This is a genomic window from Citrobacter sp. RHBSTW-00986 (genome assembly GCF_013783065.1).
Lineage (GTDB): Bacteria > Pseudomonadota > Gammaproteobacteria > Enterobacterales > Enterobacteriaceae > Citrobacter > Citrobacter braakii.
Window position 1 is genome coordinate 138,141 of the sequence record NZ_CP056200.1, and the last position, 18,864, is coordinate 157,004.

Here is an 18,864-nt window from a genome sequence, read left to right on the forward strand (position 1 = left end):
TCCTGGGGATTCGCTGCGTTGCCGCCTTTCTGCAGCTCGAACTATTTTGGAGATACTTAATGGTTAAGCTTTTTTACCAGCCAGCAGTTCCAGAACTTCATCCACGCTGGTGGTATGGGCCAGACGTTCGATCACGGATTCGTCATCCAGAGCGTTGGTCAGGCTGGTGATCACCTGGATATGTTCATTGTTACGTGCGGCGATACCAATGACCAGGCGGGCAATATCGTCTTCTTCTTCACCGAAGCGCACGCCTTCCGGGTACTGGCAGAACACCACGCCGGTTTTCAGCACGCGGTCTTTGGCTTCAACCGTACCGTGCGGCACTGCGATGGACTCACCGAGGTAAGTCGGGGTCAGTTTTTCGCGGTCCAGCATCGCCTCGACGTATTCTGGCTCAACGTAGCCGCCTTTCACCAGTTGCTCACCGGCAAAGCGAATCGCTTCTTCTTTGTTAGTGGCTTTACGGCCGAGGAAGATATTCTCCGCACCCAGTTTGAACAGGTGGGTATCACCCTCTTCAAAGCTGTCTTTCAGGTGATCGCGGACTTTCTCTTCGTTCACGTTGTGGCGCTGTGCAGCAACCAGACGTTCGGTCAGGCTGGCGTACAGGCCGCTGTCGAGGAAGTTGGTCAGCGAAATGTGCTGCGCCTGAGGCACCTGGCGCATCGCTCGTTCGGTCAGGTCACGGTGAGTAATGACCAGATCGACATCCGGCGGCAGATTGTTAATCGCGCTGTTGGTGACGGAAATGTGAGACAGACCGGCATCCTGCACTTTCTTGCGCAGTACGCCCGCCCCCATGGCGCTGGAGCCCATACCCGCATCGCAGGCAACGATGATTTTACGCACATGGCTCAGGTCGTTAGTCACGTCGCCAGCCGCCAGCGGAGATGCACCTTTGGATTCCGCTTTCATGTCGTGCATACGACGAGTTGCGGCATCAATGTCATCATCTTCTTTCACTTTGCTGGTTTTCAGCAGAATGGCTGAGACGACAAAGGAGACAGCCATTGCGGCACAGATAGCAGCGATGTTCGCGAAGTAAGCACCCTTCGGCGTCATTGCCAGCACGGCCAGGATAGAACCCGGAGAAGCCGGAGAAACCAGGCCGCCGTTCAGGATAGTCAGGGTAAATACGCCAGTCATACCGCCGAGGATAACGGCCAGGATCAGACGCGGGTTCATCAGCACGTACGGGAAGTAAATTTCGTGGATACCACCCAGGAAGTGGATGATAGCCGCGCCGCCTGCAGACTGCTTAGCGCTGCCGCGACCGAAGAACATGTATGCCAGCAGAACGCCCATACCCGGACCCGGGTTAGCTTCAATCAGGAAGAAGATGGATTTGCCCATCTCATGGGACTGCTGAATACCCAGCGGTGAGAAAATACCGTGGTTGATGGCGTTGTTGAGGAACAGGATTTTCGCCGGTTCAACGAAGATAGACGCCAGTGGCAGCATGTCATGGACAACCATGAAGTTAACGCCTGCCGCCAGGATTTTGGACAGTGCTTCAACCAATGGGCCAATGCCAAGGAATGCCAGAATGGCGAGGATCATCCCGATGATGCCTGCGGAGAAGTTATTCACCAGCATCTCAAAACCGGACTTGATCTTACCGTCTACCCAGTTGTCGAAATGTTTGATAGCCCAGCCGCCCAGCGGACCTGCGATCATCGCGCCGAGGAACATTGGCATATCGGCACCGACGATAACGCCCATGGTGGTGATAGCACCCACCACGCCGCCACGCTCGCCGCCAACCAGCTTACCACCGGTATAACCGATCAGCAGCGGCAGCAGATAGGTAATCATTGGGCCGACAAGCTTCGCCAGCGTTTCGTTCGGCAACCACCCTGTCGGAATGAATAATGCGGTGATAATACCCCACGCGATAAACGCGCCGATATTTGGCATCACCATGTTACTGAGGAATCGACCAAAGCTTTGCACTTTGATCTTAATATCGGATGACATAAAAACACCCCTTCTTATGTTTGCTGTCGCGCAGGCTAAAAGCCCGAGGTTTGTTAATGTAGCGGCAGGAGGTAGCCGGACCCTGTAGATACTGCGAAATCTGGCACTGAATCGTTCAACTGTCCAGTCGACGACTTTTTATGTGACGTTTGTCACGTAAATATAGGGTGTATGGCGTTAGTTAATGTGATTTTCATCACAAAATATCGGTACAAAAAAACATCACAGGTCAAGAATTGGCTAAAAATGGGCGTTAAGTGTGAAGTTATTCACGTTTTTGCTTTGGCTGTTTGTTGGATATTTGTGATCTACTTCGCAATAAATATTTGTCTGGATTTCTCCTGGTGTGATCTGGAGCGGATTCTGTTTCATCACCTATTTCTTGCAACTACCCCGCAAGCCATCAACCTGAAAATTTATACCCTGGTGGTATGGCGGAAATGGCTAACTGCAATTATGTTCAAATTACCAGCCATGACTCCTTTCGGCTGCCTGCAATTGAAAGCTCTGATTAGCGTGAATACGAGGCGGGTATGTTTCTAAACTATTTCGCGTTAGGTGTGCTGATCTTCGTTTTTCTGGTTCTGTTTTACGGAATCATCGCCATCCATGATATTCCCTATAACATGGCTAAGAAGCGCAACCATCCCCATGCCGATGCCATCCATACGGCGGGTTGGGTGAGCTTATTTACGCTGCATGTTATTTGGCCCTTCCTGTGGATCTGGGCCACGCTCTATCAGCCAGAACGAGGCTGGGGAATGCAGTCACACATCACGCCGTCCGGGAAGGAACCTGACCCTGAAATTGCCGCGCTGGCCGCGCGCATCACCCAGTTGGAAAATAGACTGGATGGGGAGAAAAAAAACGATAACTCCACCTTTCCGGAGATTTGATCATGGACTTGTTGATTGTCCTGACCTATGTGGCATTCGCCTGGGCCATTTTTAAAATATTCCGTATTCCGGTAAATCAATGGACGCTTGCTACCGCCGCGTTAGGTGGGGTGTTTATTGTGGCGGGACTGATTTTATTAATGAACTATAACCACCCGTATACCTTTACGGCGCAAAAGGCGGTTATTTCAATTCCTGTTACCCCACAGGTCACCGGAATTGTTAGTGAAGTGACAGATAAAAATAATCAGCTGATTAAAAAAGGCGAGGTGTTATTTAAACTCGATCCCGTTCGTTATCAGGCGCGGGTCGACAGGCTGCAGGCCGACCTGGTGACCGCTACGCACAACATCGACAATATGAAAGCGCAGCTGTCTGAAGCCGTAGCCAATACCACCCGCGTTTCCGCTGAACGAGATCGCCTGTATAAAGATTATCAACGCTATTTGAAGGGCAGCCAGGCGAAGGTTAATCCATTCTCTGAAAGCGACATCGACAACGCCCGGCAAAACTATCTGGCGCAGGATGCGCTGGTCAAAGGCTCCGTTGCTGAACAGACGCAGATTCAGAGCCAGTTAGACAGTATGGTCAATGGAGAGCAATCTCAGGTTGCGTCTCTGCGCGCCCAGCTCGCTGAAGCCAAATACAATCTTGAGCAGACTATCGTACGTGCGCCCAGCAACGGTTATGTAACACAGGTGCTTATCCGGCCCGGGACCTATGCCGCCGCGCTGCCTCTGCGCCCGGTGATGGTATTTATTCCGGAACAAAAAAGGCAAATCGTGGCGCAATTCCGCCAGAATTCGTTGCTGCGCCTTAAACCGGGTGATGAAGCGGAAGTGGTCTTCAACGCGCTGCCAGGCCAGGTATTCTCCGGCAAGCTTACCAGCATTCTGCCGGTTGTTCCGGGCGGTTCTTATCAGGCGCAGGGAGCATTACAGTCCTTAACGGTGGTGCCGGGTACCGATGGCGTGCTGGCCACGATTGAGCTGGCTCCCAACGCCGATGTGGATGCGCTGCCGGACGGTATCTATGCCCAGGTGGCGGTCTATTCCGACCATTTCGCTCACGTTTCAGTGATGCGTAAAGTGCTGCTGCGCATGACCAGTTGGATGCATTACCTTTATTTGGATCATTGAGACCGTCATCACCTGCCATTTGCACTGACCTGAGCCATACTGATATTTTTGTTGGCAAAAAGGACCCGGCATGAAACTCATTGGCAGCTATACCAGCCCTTTTGTGCGTAAAATTTCTATTCTGTTACTGGAAAAGGGCATCACCTTCGAATTTGTGAATGAACTCCCCTATAACGCAGATAACGGCGTGGCACGCTATAACCCGTTAGGAAAAGTGCCCGCGTTGGTTACCGATGAGGGCGAGTACTGGTTTGACTCTCCGATCATCGCGGAATACATAGAACTGCTGGATATTGCGCCAGCGATGCTGCCGCGTGAACCACTGGCGGCGCTGAAGGTACGCCAGTTGGAAGCGCTGGCCGATGGCATTATGGATGCCGGTTTAGTCTCAGTACGCGAACAGGCTCGCCCCGCCGCGCAGCAGTCAGAAACCGAACTGTTACGCCAGCGAGAGAAGATTACCCGTAGTCTGGATATGCTGGAAGGTTATCTGGCGGAGGGTACGCTGAAAACGGATACGGTTAACCTGGCAACCATTGCGATTGCCTGTGCCGTCGGTTATCTCAATTTCCGTCGGGTTGCGCCCGGCTGGTGTGTTGATCGCCCGCGTCTGGTCAAACTGGTGGAAACGCTCTTTCAACGCGAAAGTTTTGCCCGTACGGAACCGCCAAAGGCTTGATACACATTATACTCGCCTAAGCAAAGTCACGGTACAATCCTTCCTATATCGATATCCCTCTCCACGGTGGAGAGGGCCACCAACAGCCAGGCCCTTTCATGACAACCGACATGCGTTCACTCTACAGCCAGCTTCCTGCTATCGATCGTTTATTGCGCGATAGCGCCTTCCCAGCTTTACGTGAGTCTCACGGTCATACCCGGGTGGTTGACCTGCTGCGTCACATGCTCGACGAAGCCAGAGAAGCTATTCGCGACACGCACGCGCTCCCGGCATGGTGTGAGGACTGGGCGCAAGAGGCCTGCGCCCGGCTGGAACGAGAATTGCAAAGTGCGCTGCGTCCGGTAATTAACCTTACCGGAACGGTGCTGCATACCAATCTTGGGCGCGCATCGCAGGCCGAAGAAGCGATCGAGGCGGTGGTGCAGGCGATGCGCACGCCGGTGACGCTGGAATACAGCCTGGATGATGCCGGGCGTGGACATCGGGATCGGGCCCTGGCGGATTTACTCTGCCGTCTGACGGGGGCGGAAGACGCCTGTATCGTCAATAACAACGCGGCAGCGGTTTTGCTGATGCTGGCGGCCACAGCTAACGGCAAAGAGGTGGTCGTTTCACGCGGAGAACTGGTAGAAATTGGCGGCGCATTTCGTATTCCGGACGTGATGTGTCAGGCCGGATGTATTCTGCGCGAAGTGGGTACCACCAACCGGACCCACACGAAAGATTATCGTCAGGCGGTAAATGAAAACACCGGTCTGCTGATGAAAGTACATACCAGTAATTACAGCATCGAAGGCTTTACGAAGTCGGTGGATGAGTCAGAGCTGGCCACTATTGGCAAGGAGCTGGATATTCCGGTAGTGGCGGATCTCGGCAGCGGCTCGCTGGTTGATCTCAGCCAGTATGGATTACCGCAGGAGCCGATGCCGCAACAGCTGATTGCAGCTGGCGTTAGCCTGGTGAGCTTCTCTGGCGATAAATTACTGGGAGGGCCGCAGGCAGGGATTATTGTCGGTAAAAAAGAGATGATCGCGCGCTTACAGAGCCATCCGCTGAAACGTGCATTACGGGCTGATAAAATGACGCTGGCTGCGCTGGAAGCGACGCTGCGGCTCTACCTGCACCCGGAAGCGCTGGCAGCGAAGTTGCCGACGTTACGCCAGCTCACCCGCTCGCAGGAGGCTGTCCACGCGCAGGCACAACAATTACAGGCACGACTTGCTGATCATTACGGCGACGAATTCGCCCTGAACGTTATGCCTTGTTTATCGCAGATAGGCAGCGGTTCGCTACCTGTTGATAGGCTGCCCAGCGCGGCATTAACCTTTACGCCACATGACGGGCGCGGTAGCCGCCTCGAAGCACTGGCCGCCCGTTGGCGTGCGCTGCCCGTGCCGATCATTGGGCGAATTTATGATGGTCGCTTATGGCTGGATCTGCGCTGCCTTGAGGACGAGACCCGGTTTATGGAGATGATGCTGAAATGATTATTGCAACCGCCGGACACGTTGACCACGGAAAAACAACGTTATTACAGGCGATTACCGGCGTGAATGCCGACCGTTTGCCGGAAGAAAAAAAGCGCGGCATGACCATCGATCTCGGTTATGCCTACTGGCCGCAGCCGGACGGAAGGATTCTGGGATTTATCGATGTTCCCGGACACGAAAAGTTTTTGTCCAACATGCTGGCGGGTGTCGGCGGGATCGACCATGCGCTGCTGGTGGTGGCGTGTGATGACGGCGTGATGGCGCAAACGCGTGAGCATTTGCAAATTCTGCAACTGACGGGCAATCCGCAGATCACCGTGGCGCTCACGAAAGCCGATCGCGTGGATGACGATCGCATCAACGCGGTACGTACTGAGGTGCATACTGCGCTTGAAAACTATGGATTCGCCGATGCGGTTCTGTTCGTGACGGCGGCCAGTGAAGGTCGTGGAATCGAAGAACTGCGCGATCATTTACAGCAATTAACGTCGCGCGAGCATGCCCGCGATTGCAGCTTTCGCCTGGCGATTGACCGTGCCTTTACGGTCAAAGGCGCGGGTTTGGTGGTGACCGGGACGGCGCTTAGCGGTGAAGTGACTGTTGGTGACACGCTGTGGCTCACGGGCGTCAACAAACCGATGCGCGTACGTAGCTTGCATGCGCAAAATCAGGCCACCGATCGCGCGCAGGCGGGGCAACGTATTGCGCTGAATATTGCCGGTGATGCACAAAAAGAAGAGCTTAACCGCGGCGACTGGCTGCTGTCCGATGCACCGCCAGAGGCGTTTACCCGCGTGATTGTCTCTTTAGAGCATGCCGCGCCGCTGATGCAGTGGCAACCGCTGCATATTCACCACGCGGCCAGCCATGTCACCGGGAGAATCTCGCTGCTTGAAGGGACGCTGGCGGAACTGGTGTTTGATACACCGCTCTGGCTCGCCGATAACGACCGTCTGGTGCTACGCGATATTTCGGCCCGCACGACGCTGGCTGGCGCGCGCGTGGTAACGCTCAATCCGCCACGTCGCGGGAAGCGTAAGCCGGAATATTTGCAATGGCTGGCAGCGCTGGAGAAGGTGCAGAGTGACGGCGAAGCTCTGGCGCTACATCTGACGCGCGGGGCGGTGAATATTCCTGACTTCGCCTGGGCGCGTCAGCTCAACGGCAACGGTATGCGTCCGTTGATTGAGCTGCATGGCTTTATTCAGGCGGGATACAGTCTGTTGAATGCTGCCGTTGCAGCGCGCTGGCAGCGGAAAGTCCTTGATACGCTGGCAACGTACCACGAGCAGCACCGTGATGAACCAGGACCTGGGCGAGAACGCCTGCGCCGTATGGCTTTGCCGATGGAAGATGAAGCGCTGGTCCTGCTGCTGATTGAAAAGATGCGTGAGAGCGGCGCCATCCATAGCCATCATGGCTGGCTGCATTTGCCGGATCATAAGGCCGGTTTCAGCGAAGAGCAGCAGGCTATCTGGCAAAAAGCAGAACCGCTTTTTGGCGATGAGCCGTGGTGGGTGCGCGATTTGGCAAAACAGACGGGCACAGATGAGCAGATGATGCGTGTGGCGTTACGACAAGCAGCGCAGCAAGGCATCATCACCGCGATCGTCAAAGATCGCTATTACCGTAACGATCGGATTGTGGCCTTTGCCAATATGATCCGCGAACTGGATCAGGAGAAAGGATCGACCTGTGCTGCCGATTTCCGCGACAGGCTTAACGTTGGACGCAAATTGGCTATCCAGATTCTGGAATATTTTGACCGCATTGGTTTTACGCGTCGCCGGGGAAATGATCATTTATTACGCGATGCTTTGTTGTTTCCCGAAAAATAATGAAACAATTAATTCAGGAATTAAATGAATTAATACAAAATAGATATTGATTGAAATAAGCACATTAGATTATGAACCTAATGTGCTTTTTAATTGTGGGTGTTATTAAAATAACAACCACGATCATATTTTGTTGGATATTTCACTCGTATGCTTCCTGACTCTTTAGAGTAATTAAGGATCGTACAATGGCTGCTTCAACATTTTTTATTCCTTCCGTGAATGTAATCGGCGCTGATTCATTAAAAGACGCAATGAATACAATGGCGGAATATGGTTTTCGTCGTACGCTGATTGTCACGGATGCCATGCTGACAAAATTAGGTATGGCTGGCGAGATTCAAAAAACATTACAGGAACGTGATATTTTCAGCGTAATTTTCGACGGTACGCATCCTAATCCCACGACCAGTAACGTCGCTGCTGGCCTGCACATACTGAAAGAAAATGAATGTGATAGCGTTATTTCCCTCGGCGGCGGTTCTCCGCACGATTGTGCGAAGGGCATTGCGCTGGTGGCGGCTAACGGCGGCGATATTCGCGATTACGAAGGTGTGGACCGTTCTGCAAAACCACAGCTGCCGATGATCGCCATTAACACCACCGCGGGCACGGCATCTGAAATGACCCGTTTCTGCATCATTACCGATGAAGTACGCCACATTAAAATGGCGATTGTGGATAAGCACGTTACGCCGCTGCTGTCCGTTAATGACTCCTCGCTGATGCTCGGCATGCCGAAGTCCCTGACAGCGGCAACCGGTATGGATGCGCTGACCCACGCCATTGAAGCCTACGTGTCTATTGCTGCAACGCCGATTACCGATGCGTGCGCGTTGAAAGCGGTCACCATGATTGCGGAAAACCTGCCGGTCGCCGTTGCAGATGGCAGCAATGCTCAGGCGCGCGAAGCCATGGCTTACGCGCAGTTCCTCGCGGGAATGGCCTTTAACAACGCTTCTCTTGGTTATGTGCACGCAATGGCGCACCAGTTGGGCGGCTTCTACGATCTGCCGCACGGTGTATGTAACGCAGTGCTGCTGCCGCATGTGCAGGTCTTCAATAGCAAAGTGGCTGCCGCTCGCCTGCGTGATTGCGCTGCGGCAATGGGCGTGGACGTTGCTGGCTTGAGCGCAGAGCAAGGGGCGGAAGCCTGCATCGCGGCGATCCGCGAACTGGCGCAGAAAGTGAATATCCCGGCCGGTCTGCGTGAGTTGAACGTGAAGGAAGAGGATATTGCCGTACTGGCGACCAATGCCCTGAAAGATGCCTGCGGTTTCACTAACCCGATTCAGGCGACTCATGAAGAAATCATGGCGATTTATCGCGCTGCTATGTAATTCGTGATACCTGTCGTAAAGCAGTAAATGGCTGGCGAATAATTCGCCAGCCCCGTCTACCCTTGTAGTACCCCTACAGCAAGGAGACGGTCATGACCAATAACCCCCCTTCAACGCGTATTTATCCCGGCGAGTATGGTTACCCTCTGAAGTTAAAAGCCCGATACGATAACTTTATCGGCGGTGACTGGGTTGCCCCGGTGGACGGCGAGTATTACCAAAACCTGACGCCGGTAACCGGGCAATTACTGTGCGAAGTGGCCTCTTCCGGCAAAAAGGATATCGATCTGGCACTGGATGCCGCGCACAAAGTAAAAGACAAGTGGGCGCAGACATCCGTGCAGGACAGGGCGGCGATACTGTTCAAAATCGCCGATCGTATGGAGCAAAACCTGGAACTGCTGGCGACGGCAGAAACCTGGGATAACGGTAAGCCCATCCGCGAAACCAGCGCGGCAGATGTTCCGCTGGCGATTGACCATTTCCGCTACTTCGCTTCCTGTATTCGTGCGCAGGAAGGGGGAATAAGCGAGGTTGATAGCGAGACCGTGGCTTATCACTTCCATGAACCTCTTGGCGTGGTAGGACAAATTATCCCGTGGAACTTCCCGCTGCTGATGGCCAGCTGGAAGATGGCGCCCGCGCTGGCGGCGGGTAACTGCGTCGTGCTTAAACCCGCGCGCCTCACGCCGCTGTCCGTGCTGTTGCTGATGGAAGTCATCGGCGATCTGCTCCCGCCAGGCGTGGTAAACGTGGTAAACGGTGCGGGTGGGGAAATCGGTGAGTATCTGGCGACGTCTAAGCGCATTGCGAAAGTGGCGTTTACCGGCTCAACGGAAGTTGGGCAGCAGATCATGCAATACGCCACGCAGAACATTATTCCCGTCACGCTGGAGCTGGGTGGGAAATCGCCCAATATCTTCTTCGCTGATGTGATGGATGAAGAGGATGCGTTTTTTGACAAAGCGCTGGAAGGTTTCGCGCTGTTTGCCTTCAATCAGGGTGAAGTGTGTACCTGTCCGAGCCGTGCATTAGTACAGGAATCTATTTACGAACGTTTTATGGAAAGAGCTATCCGCCGGGTGGAGAGTATTCGCAGCGGCAACCCGTTAGACAGCGTGACGCAAATGGGTGCGCAGGTCTCGCATGGTCAACTGGAAACCATTTTGAATTACATCGATATTGGTAAGAAAGAAGGGGCTGATGTTCTCACCGGCGGGCGGCGCAAGCAACTGGATGGCGACTTAAAAGAAGGTTATTACCTCGAACCAACCATTCTGTTTGGCAAGAACAACATGCGGGTTTTCCAGGAAGAGATCTTCGGGCCCGTGCTGGCCGTCACGACCTTTAAAACTATGGAAGAGGCGCTGGAAATCGCCAATGACACCCAATATGGGCTTGGCGCTGGTGTCTGGAGCCGTAACGGAAATCTGGCGTACAAGATGGGCCGTGGGATTCAGGCGGGGCGTGTTTGGACCAACTGTTACCATGCTTACCCGGCCCATGCGGCATTCGGTGGCTATAAGCAGTCGGGTATCGGGCGCGAGACGCATAAGATGATGCTCGAGCATTATCAGCAAACCAAATGTCTGCTGGTGAGCTACTCAGATAAACCGCTGGGACTATTTTAATTTCTCATCACTTATTGCCCGGTTTTGCGCCGGGCATATCTTTATTCTGCAGTTATATATAAACCCATATATCGTTATATAAATAAGACGATTGCATCCAATCTGGTCATTCCACTACTATTATCAACTCTATTGTGTAAATCAAATTGCAGCCGAGTTTTCAATTTAAATCCCTGAGGCAAATATGTTCCTTAATTATTTTGCATTAGGAGTGCTTATTTTTGTATTCCTGGTCATTTTTTACGGGATTATTATTCTGCATGATATTCCCTATCTCATTGCAAAGAAACGTAACCATCCTCATGCTGACGCAATACATGTCGCGGGCTGGGTGAGTTTGTTTACCTTACATGTCATGTGGCCCTTTTTATGGATCTGGGCAACGCTTTATCGCCCGGAACGCGGGTGGGGCATGCAAAGCGCGGATTCTTCCCTGATCCAGTTGCAGGCCAGGGTTGCCGATCTGGAAAAGAAACTGGGTGAGGCGAAGACCTCTCCGGCGGAGTAATATCGATGGATTTATTGATCGTTCTGACCTATGTGGCGTGCGCATGGTCAATATTTAAGATTTTTAAAATTCCTGCCAATAAATGGACAGTACCCACTGCAGCATTGGGCGGTATATTCATTGTTTGCGGACTTATATTACTGATGAATTATAACCATCCGTATACATTTAAGGCGCAAAAGGCGGTAATTTCTATTCCCGTAGTACCGCAGGTCACGGGGGTCGTAACGGAAGTGACGGATAAGAAGAATACGCTGATCAAAAAAGGTGAGGTACTGTTTAAACTTAATCCGGGACGTTATCAGGCACGAGTTGATCGCCTGAAAGCTGATATTGTCACCGCACAACATAAAGAGCAGGTGCTGGTGGCGCAGTTAGACGAAATGCAAGCCAACACGCAGCGGGCAAAGGCTACGCGTGACAAGCTAGCTAAAGATTACCAGCGCTATGCGCAGGGGAGTCAGGCGAAGGTCAATCCTTTTTCTGAACGCGATATCGATGCGGCGCGGCAAAACTATCTGGCGCAGGAAGCAGCGGTGAAATCCTCCGTTGCGGAACAACAGCAAATCCAGAGTCAGTTAGACAGCCTGGTGCAGGGTGAGAATTCGCAAATTGCCAGCCTGAAAGCGCAGTTAGCCGAAGCGGAGTTCAACCTGGACCAGACAGTGGTTCGCGCGCCCAGCGATGGTTACGTTACGCAGGTGCTGATGCGACCGGGAACCTATGCCGCCGCGCTGCCTATGCGTCCGGTGATGGTGTTTATCCCGGATCAAAAACGGCAAATTATCGCCCAGTTCCGGCAAAACTCGTTGCTGCGATTGGAGCCAGGCGATGAAGCTGAAGTGGTGTTTAACGCCCTGCCGGGTAAGGTTTTCAGCGGCAAACTGGCTGCCATCAGTCCGGCCGTACCGGGGGGGACATACCAGTCGAATGGGGCGCTGCAATCCTTAAATTCTACGCCTGGATCGGAAGGGGTGATCGCCACGATTGAGCTGAATGATAATGTGGATGTGAACGCTCTGCCTGATGGGATTTATGCGCAGGTCGCGGTTTATTCTGATCACTTCACCCATGTGTCAGTGATGCGTAAGGTTCTGCTGCGTATGACCAGTTGGGTGCATTATCTGTATCTCGATCACTAGGCGCAGGCTATTTTGCTTACCATTTTGAACCTGGTACCCTAATTTCGCTTACTCAGGCTGCTGTTCCAGCGCCTGAGTAAGTTGCTGGCGGATCTCTGCCAACATCTCATCAAGAATAAACTGTACCCGCCATGGCTGATATTCACGTTTGCGGAAAATCACCACCAAATCCAGCCACCATTCATGTTGTTCTGAGAAACATGGAACCAGCGACCCGGATTCAATATCTTTTTGGATACTCGCATTTGGCGCAAAAACAATGCCCAGATGGTTACGTGCCAGCGCCAGTGCAGACTGTGTATTGTCGCAGACATAATTTCCGGTCACCCGATAATCGTGCATCTCCTTGCCTCCGGCTGAAGTGAAACGCCAGATATTAGCCTCATCTATCATCATGGAATCAATCAGGATACAGGAATGTTCTTCCAGTTCATCAGGGCTACTAATAGGATGTGCTTTGATATACTCAGGGCTGGCAAAAGCCGTCACCGCATATTTAGTAATGAAACTGGCAACCAGAGATTCATCTTTAGGATGTGCATAGGTGATTAAAATATCACAATCTTCAGGGAAGTCGACACCTTCAAAAAATGCCTTTCGTTCCAGGTTACATGTTTTAAGTGAGAGGCTAATTCCACCGATATCCTGAATTTTTGCGATCACATGTTGCGATAAATAAGCAATTATGCCCGTCGGAGCATATACGGTTACCCGGCCACGTTTTTCGTGCTTATAATCAGCAATGAAATTATTGAGCTGATCGTTTCTGTCCAACATGTCATTGATGTAAGGAAGCAGCGCTGTACCAAACGGTGTGAGGGTGAGCTGTCGGGTGGTGCGATCAAATACCTTTAGTCCAACTTTTGATTCAAAATCAGCAAGGTACTTACTAACGTTGGCTTGCGCGATGCCGAGAACCGTAGCGGCATGACTGATGTTTTCACTGGCAGCAATTACTGAAATAATCTTCAGTTCCTGGTGTTTGAGTTGTAATTTGTTCATCGCCAAACCCAATATATATAATTTTGTATATATTACTATATAAATATGAATCTTGCACCGATGAAATTGTAAGCATTATTATGCACGCGTTTTGTATCTTATTTTAAAATGGAATGTGGGCATGTTAATTAAACGCAATATTGTGGCGCTATTCGCCTTTTCATTTATGGCGAGCGCAACTGCCGCAGAATTTTCTATTGGCGGCGGCGCTGTATATAACGAATCTCCTTATCGTGGATATAATGATAACGTTCACGCAGTACCGCTTGTCAGTTATGAAAGTGAATCATTTTATTTTAGGCAAACAACGTTAGGTTATATTCTTTCAAAAAATGAAAGTAATGAATTTAGCATTACTGCCTCGTACATGCCGCTTGAGTTTGATCCGGGTGATAACGACGATCAAGCGATGAAGCAACTGAACAAGCGTGACGCAACCGCGATGGCGGGTGCTGCATGGTATCACCATGAGAAATGGGGCAGCGTGAAAGTCTCCGCAGCAGCGGATGTGCTGGACAACAGCAACGGTTGGGTTGGGGAAATGTCTCTGTTTCGCCAAATGCCGATGGGCAAGCTGACGCTGACGCCGGCGATTGGCGTGCTCTACTATGACGAAAACTTCAACGAATATTACTACGGCATCTCTGGCAATGAATCCCGCCGTAGTGGGTTATCAAGCTACTCCCCTGGCGATAGCTGGACACCGTATGTTGGCCTGTCCGCTAAATACGCATTGACCAGCAATCTGACGCTGCTGGCCAGCGCCAACTATAGTGCGCTGCCAGATGATATTAAAAATAGCCCGATGGTTGACCGTGATGACAGCTTTACCTTTATGTCCGGTCTGACCTGGCGTTTCTGATTCTCACCCGTTTGTCCTCAGGGAGGAGGGCAATCTTTTCAATGCGGTAGACCGGATAAGACCCGAAGCATCGTCATCCGGCATGCCTTCAGTTACTACTCGTTTACCCAGATACGCATTTCGCTGTTTCGCCAGTTCTTACGCGAGCAGGAAAATATTCATCGCAGCGTTGCGTTGGAACTGATCCTACTGCTGATTTTGCAGCAAATCTCCGCGGCGGCTAGCGAGCAACCCGCAGATAGCCCCGGTAATGCGCTGGCATGGAAAGCGCAACAAATAATCCACACCCAGTTCCACCTGCCGATTAGTGCTTCAACTCTGGCGAAAGAACTGTATTGCAATGCGGATTATCTGGGGCGTGTATTCCGTAGCGCTTTCAGGCTGACGCTAACTGAAGCATTGCATCGCCAGCGGGTAAGGGCGGCAGAAAAACTGTTGATCAGTGGCTCGCTGTCGCTTACCGAAGTGGCGATAAAATGTGGATTTAATGATGTGGGTTACTTTCGCAAAATCTTTCGCAAGCATACCAGCCTGACACCCGCGGCGTGGAAACGGCGCTATTGCAAAGAGCATATTAATAGCGCCTGACCCGTTACTGCCCGTAATACGCATTCACGCCGTGTTTGCGCAGATAGTGTTTATCCAGCAACTCCGACTGCATATCCGGCAACTGAGGGGCTAACTGGCGCGAGAACAGCCCCATGTAGGCGCACTCTTCGAGCACCACCGCGTTATGTACGGCGTCTGCGGCATCTTTACCCCAGGCGAACGGACCGTGTGAATGCACTAATACCGCCGGAACCTGCAGCGGATTAAGATCGCGTTGCTCAAAGGTCTGAATAATGACCTCACCGGTTTGATATTCATATTCGCCGTTAATCTCCTCAACGGTCATCAGACGAGTACACGGAATAGAACCATAGAAATAATCGGCATGTGTGGTGCCCCATGCCGGGAGATCAAGACCCGCCTGTGACCAGATCGTCGCGTGGCGTGAATGGGTGTGGACGATCCCACCGATTTCAGGGTAGCGACGGTACAGCGCCAGATGGGTTGGCGTGTCTGAGGAGGGTTTTTTACTGCCTTCAACCACATTGCCGCTGGCAATATCCACCACCACCATATCGTCGGCGGCCATCACGTTATATTCCACGCCGGACGGCTTAATCACCATCAGCTTACGCGTTTCATCCACCGCGCTGACGTTACCCCAGGTAAAGGTGACTAAACCATGAGCCGGAAGCGCCAGATTGGCCGCCAGCACCTCGGCCTTCAGTTGTTCTAACATGGAAATCCTCCTTCCTGCATACGTGCTTCTATCCAGCGTCGCGCCTGGATAATTTCCAGTACCGGCTCATTCGCTTTTTCAGTCCACATTTCAATCAGAAACGATCCGCGATAGTTCAGCTCATGCAGCGTTTTAAAGATACCGACAAAGTCCACGCACCCTTCGCCAAAAGGCACATCGCGAAACTGGCCCGGATGGGTTTCGGTTACCGGTAGCGTGTCTTTCAGGTGGATAGCGGCGATACGGTCGATGCCCAGCGTCAATTCGGCAGTGACGTCATTTCCCCAGGCGCTGAGATTGCCTACGTCCGGATAGACGGTGAACCACGGCGATGACAGCATTTCGTCCCACTTTTTCCACTTGCTAATCGAGTTCATAAAAGCGGTATCCATAATTTCTACCGCCAGCATGACCTGCGCGGCGGCGGCTTGCTCGACTGCCCATGCCAGCCCTTCGGCAAAGCGCTGCTGCGTACCTTCGTCATGTTCCTCGTAATAGACGTCGTAACCTGCCAGTTGAATGGTGCGAATACCGAGATCGCGCGCCAGACGAATAGCTTTGGTCATGATGTCGCGCGCCCGAACGCGGACTGATTCATCGCGGCTGCCAAAGGGAAAACGGCGGTGGGCGGACAGGCACATTGAGGGGATTGCCACGCCGGTTTCCAGCATCGCGCTCACCAGCGATGCGCGCTGAGCGGGGCTCCAGTCGAGACGCGACAGACGTTCATCGGTTTCATCCACCGACATCTCGACGAAATCAAAACCGCAGCTTTTCGCCAGCACCAAACGCTCCGGCCAGGAGAGGTCTTTCGCCAGCGCTTTTTCATAGATACCTAACGGATGATTACGCATACTGTGCTCCCCAGATGGCGTCGATTTGCGCATGGAATTCAGCGGCAACCTGCGTTGGGTTTTGCGCCCCAGCCAGCGCGCGTCCGGCGATAAAGGCTTTGACGTTGATATCGCGAAACAGCGGCAGGTCGGCGGGCGTAATCCCGCCGGTAATTGACAACTCCAGACCGATATCGGAAAGCGCTTTCATGCGCGCCAGATCCGCTTCTCCCCACTGTTGCCCGCTGGCCTGGGCATCGCGCCCCCGATGGTAAATCGCCTGGCGAACCCCAACGTGATACCAGTCACGGGCGTCATCCAGCGTCCAGTTGCCGAACAGTTCCATCTGAATTTCGCCGCCGCAGGACTGCGCGACGCCATGGCCTTTCTCTACCGTCGCCAGCGGCGCAGCGCAGATGATGGTCATCCAGTTAGCGCCAGCGCCAAACGCTTGCTGTGCAAGGGTTTCGCCCGCATCGGCTACCTTCCAGTCGGCGACGATGATTTTATTTGGGCACTGGGCGCGCAGCGCTTTGACGGCGCTAAGGCCTTCGGTTAAGCAGAGAATCGTTCCCGCTTCAACGATATCGACACTTTCTTGTAGCAGTGCGACATCGCGCTGGGCTGCCTGCAGGTTGGTGTGGTCGAGCGCCAGTTGCAGTAATGGTCGACTCATCATTCATGCTCCTTAATGCGGGCGTGATAGCCCTGTAGTGCGGTAATTAAATTCTGGTATTGGCGGTATTTGCGCTGGTAGCTCGCATGCGCGGCGGCGTCTGGCAGCAGTGTGCGCACTGGGTGCTGTAAGCTGCGCTGCGCGTCGCTGAAATTGTGATAAACGCCGGTGCCTACGCGGGCGGCGAGCGCTGCACCAAAGCAGCCGGTCTCTTCAATCTGTGGCAGCTCGATACGTAAGCCGCTGACGTCTGCCAGCATTTGCATCCAGATGTCGGAGTGCGCCGGACCTCCGGTGACGCGCAGGGTATGTGCCTGCGTAAAACGTTCACGCATGCGGTTCAGGTGGGTCATGTGGCTGAAAACCACGCCTTCGTAGATGGCCTGTAATAAGTGGGCGCGAGTGTGTATAGCCTGCATGCCATAAAAGCCGCTGGTCATCTCCAGCCCGGCGTTACTGCCGTACAAAAATGGCAGGAAGAAAAGCGCGCTACCGGCTTTCGGTAAGCTAGCAACGGCCTGATTAATTTCATCAAAAGAGAGCTCACCCCACTGAGCGGTAAACCATTCCAGATTGCCGGAGGAGGTCGGACTGGCTTCATGAACGATGTACTGCCCGTCATTCACATAGCGGCCATAAACATAGGGATGAGGCTCGTGGTCGCGCAGCCTGTGAGCGATCCCGCTGGTGACAGCCCACGTTCCCATCACCGCGTTAAGGGTGTGCTCATCTTCGATACCGGCGCAGAGTGCGGTGGAAACCACATCAAACAGACCGCCGACGACGGGCGTACCCGCCGCCAGACCGGTGATGACGGCTGTCTGAGCGGTGATTTCCCCGCATATTTCTGCTGACCCCACGATGGGGGGCAGGGCATGGTCGATTTCACTGATACCCAGCCACTGAGTCAGCCTCGGGTCGTACTGACCCGTGGTCATGTTGTAGAGGTTCGACTCGGAGATATTGCTCTCTTCGCAGCCTTTGACGCCGGTTAAGCACCAGCGCAGGTAGTCATGACCCATCATGATGCTACCAATTTGCGCGTAGCGCTGAGGGGTGTTCTCTTTCACCCAGCGCAGGAGCGATGCCGGATGCCCGGTCCACAATGTCTGGCGGGTGACCGGGTAGAGCTGCTCAGGGATCCCATCCTGCTGCCAGCGCTGTACGATGTCCATCGCACGTCGGTCAGAAGAGAGAATGGCATTACCTAGCGGCTTATCTTGCTTATCAAGTAGGAACAGGCCTTTGCCCTGAGCGGATATACCGACACCTTTGATTTGCTCGCCGCAGACACCTGTACGCTTTAACAGCCCGGCAATGGTCGCGACGCACTGTTGCCACAGTTGATGCATATCGCGTTCGGCGTACCCGGGTAATGGCGATATTGTCTGCAGCGATTGCCGGTTAATTCCCTGCTCATGACCTTTGGCATCATACAAACCTGCTTTCAGATAGGTCCCGCCGCAATCAATACCCAGCCAGAAGGTCGCTTTCTCACTCATCTTTGTTATCTCATTTTTGCCGGATGGCGCTGCGCTTATCCGGCCTACGACGGTT

The 18,864-nt window shown here is 52.9% G+C and carries 16 protein-coding genes and 1 pseudogene; 11 read left to right on the top strand and 6 right to left on the bottom strand.

Going from position 1 to position 18,864, the window contains the following annotated elements:
- Window positions 1-63 precede the first annotated feature (63 nt).
- Entirely contained in the window at window positions 64-1,980 is a 1,917-nt protein-coding gene (mtlA, locus tag HV345_RS00680; protein ID WP_181626794.1) for a PTS mannitol transporter subunit IICBA, read from the bottom strand.
- Window positions 1,981-2,513: 533 nt separating this feature from the next.
- On the opposite strand from mtlA, the gene HV345_RS00685 reads away from it, so the two are divergent.
- The 9 genes from HV345_RS00685 to HV345_RS00725 all read left to right on the top strand — a co-directional run bounded on the left by HV345_RS00685 (window position 2,514) and on the right by HV345_RS00725 (window position 12,646).
- Window positions 2,514-2,876, top strand: a complete 363-nt coding sequence (locus HV345_RS00685) for a DUF3302 domain-containing protein (RefSeq protein ID WP_016154955.1) — start codon at window positions 2,514-2,516, stop codon at window positions 2,874-2,876.
- A 2-nt stretch (window positions 2,877-2,878) separates the two neighbouring features.
- The gene (locus HV345_RS00690; RefSeq protein WP_016157740.1) at window positions 2,879-4,015 is read left to right on the top strand and encodes an HlyD family secretion protein; all 1,137 of its coding nucleotides are present in this window, start codon (window positions 2,879-2,881) and stop codon (window positions 4,013-4,015) included.
- Window positions 4,016-4,085: 70 nt separating this feature from the next.
- Window positions 4,086-4,694 carry a glutathione S-transferase gene (locus tag HV345_RS00695; protein ID WP_047501319.1) on the top strand — a complete coding sequence of 203 codons (609 nt, stop codon included), beginning with the start codon at window positions 4,086-4,088 and terminating at the stop codon, window positions 4,692-4,694.
- Window positions 4,695-4,792: 98 nt separating this feature from the next.
- Window positions 4,793-6,184: an L-seryl-tRNA(Sec) selenium transferase gene (selA, locus tag HV345_RS00700; protein ID WP_181636149.1), complete on the top strand. Its 1,392-nt coding sequence runs from the start codon at window positions 4,793-4,795 to the stop codon at window positions 6,182-6,184.
- On the top strand, window positions 6,181-8,025 hold the full coding sequence (selB, locus tag HV345_RS00705; RefSeq protein ID WP_016157738.1) for a selenocysteine-specific translation elongation factor: 1,845 nt from the start codon (window positions 6,181-6,183) through the stop codon (window positions 8,023-8,025). The genes selA and selB overlap by 4 nt, the downstream gene beginning before the upstream one ends.
- 188 nt (window positions 8,026-8,213) lie before the next feature.
- Complete coding sequence (gene yiaY / locus HV345_RS00710) at window positions 8,214-9,365, top strand: L-threonine dehydrogenase (RefSeq protein WP_181636150.1); 1,152 nt, start codon at window positions 8,214-8,216, stop codon at window positions 9,363-9,365.
- A gap of 92 nt (window positions 9,366-9,457) precedes the next feature.
- Window positions 9,458-10,996, top strand: coding sequence for an aldehyde dehydrogenase AldB (aldB, locus tag HV345_RS00715; RefSeq protein ID WP_019078065.1), 1,539 nt, complete (start codon window positions 9,458-9,460; stop codon window positions 10,994-10,996).
- 184 nt (window positions 10,997-11,180) lie between these two features.
- Window positions 11,181-11,504 carry a DUF3302 domain-containing protein gene (locus HV345_RS00720; RefSeq protein WP_016154947.1) on the top strand — a complete coding sequence of 108 codons (324 nt, stop codon included), beginning with the start codon at window positions 11,181-11,183 and terminating at the stop codon, window positions 11,502-11,504.
- Between the two features lie 5 nt (window positions 11,505-11,509).
- Window positions 11,510-12,646, top strand: coding sequence for an HlyD family secretion protein (locus HV345_RS00725; RefSeq protein WP_016154946.1), 1,137 nt, complete (start codon window positions 11,510-11,512; stop codon window positions 12,644-12,646).
- Window positions 12,647-12,694: 48 nt separating this feature from the next.
- On the opposite strand, the gene HV345_RS00730 is transcribed toward HV345_RS00725, so the two are convergent.
- Window positions 12,695-13,648: a LysR family transcriptional regulator gene (locus tag HV345_RS00730; RefSeq protein ID WP_181636151.1), complete on the bottom strand. Its 954-nt coding sequence runs from the start codon at window positions 13,646-13,648 to the stop codon at window positions 12,695-12,697.
- Between the two features lie 121 nt (window positions 13,649-13,769).
- Here HV345_RS00730 and HV345_RS00735 point away from each other — a divergent pair, with 121 nt between their 5' ends.
- The gene (locus HV345_RS00735; RefSeq protein ID WP_016154944.1) at window positions 13,770-14,510 is read left to right on the top strand and encodes a MipA/OmpV family protein; all 741 of its coding nucleotides are present in this window, start codon (window positions 13,770-13,772) and stop codon (window positions 14,508-14,510) included.
- A gap of 108 nt (window positions 14,511-14,618) precedes the next feature.
- Window positions 14,619-15,098 (top strand): annotated as a pseudogene (locus tag HV345_RS00740) (helix-turn-helix domain-containing protein); the annotation flags it as partial.
- Window positions 15,099-15,102: 4 nt separating this feature from the next.
- Here the strand turns inward: HV345_RS00740 and araD are convergent.
- Genes araD through HV345_RS00760 form a run of 4 tightly spaced genes read right to left on the bottom strand, consistent with a single transcriptional unit; the run spans window position 15,103 to window position 18,809 of the window.
- A complete protein-coding gene (gene araD, locus HV345_RS00745) occupies window positions 15,103-15,798 on the bottom strand; it encodes an L-ribulose-5-phosphate 4-epimerase (RefSeq protein ID WP_016154942.1) in 696 nt (231 codons plus the stop codon).
- Window positions 15,792-16,652 (bottom strand): L-ribulose-5-phosphate 3-epimerase, encoded by an 861-nt coding sequence (locus HV345_RS00750; protein WP_047415838.1) that lies wholly within the window; start codon window positions 16,650-16,652, stop codon window positions 15,792-15,794. Before HV345_RS00750 ends, araD begins: the two co-directional genes overlap by 7 nt.
- Window positions 16,645-17,307, bottom strand: a complete 663-nt coding sequence (gene ulaD, locus HV345_RS00755) for a 3-keto-L-gulonate-6-phosphate decarboxylase UlaD (protein WP_047359027.1) — start codon at window positions 17,305-17,307, stop codon at window positions 16,645-16,647. The genes HV345_RS00750 and ulaD overlap by 8 nt, the downstream gene beginning before the upstream one ends.
- Window positions 17,307-18,809, bottom strand: a complete 1,503-nt coding sequence (locus HV345_RS00760) for an FGGY-family carbohydrate kinase (protein WP_181636152.1) — start codon at window positions 18,807-18,809, stop codon at window positions 17,307-17,309. The genes ulaD and HV345_RS00760 overlap by 1 nt, the downstream gene beginning before the upstream one ends.
- Between the last annotated feature and the right edge of the window lie 55 nt (window positions 18,810-18,864).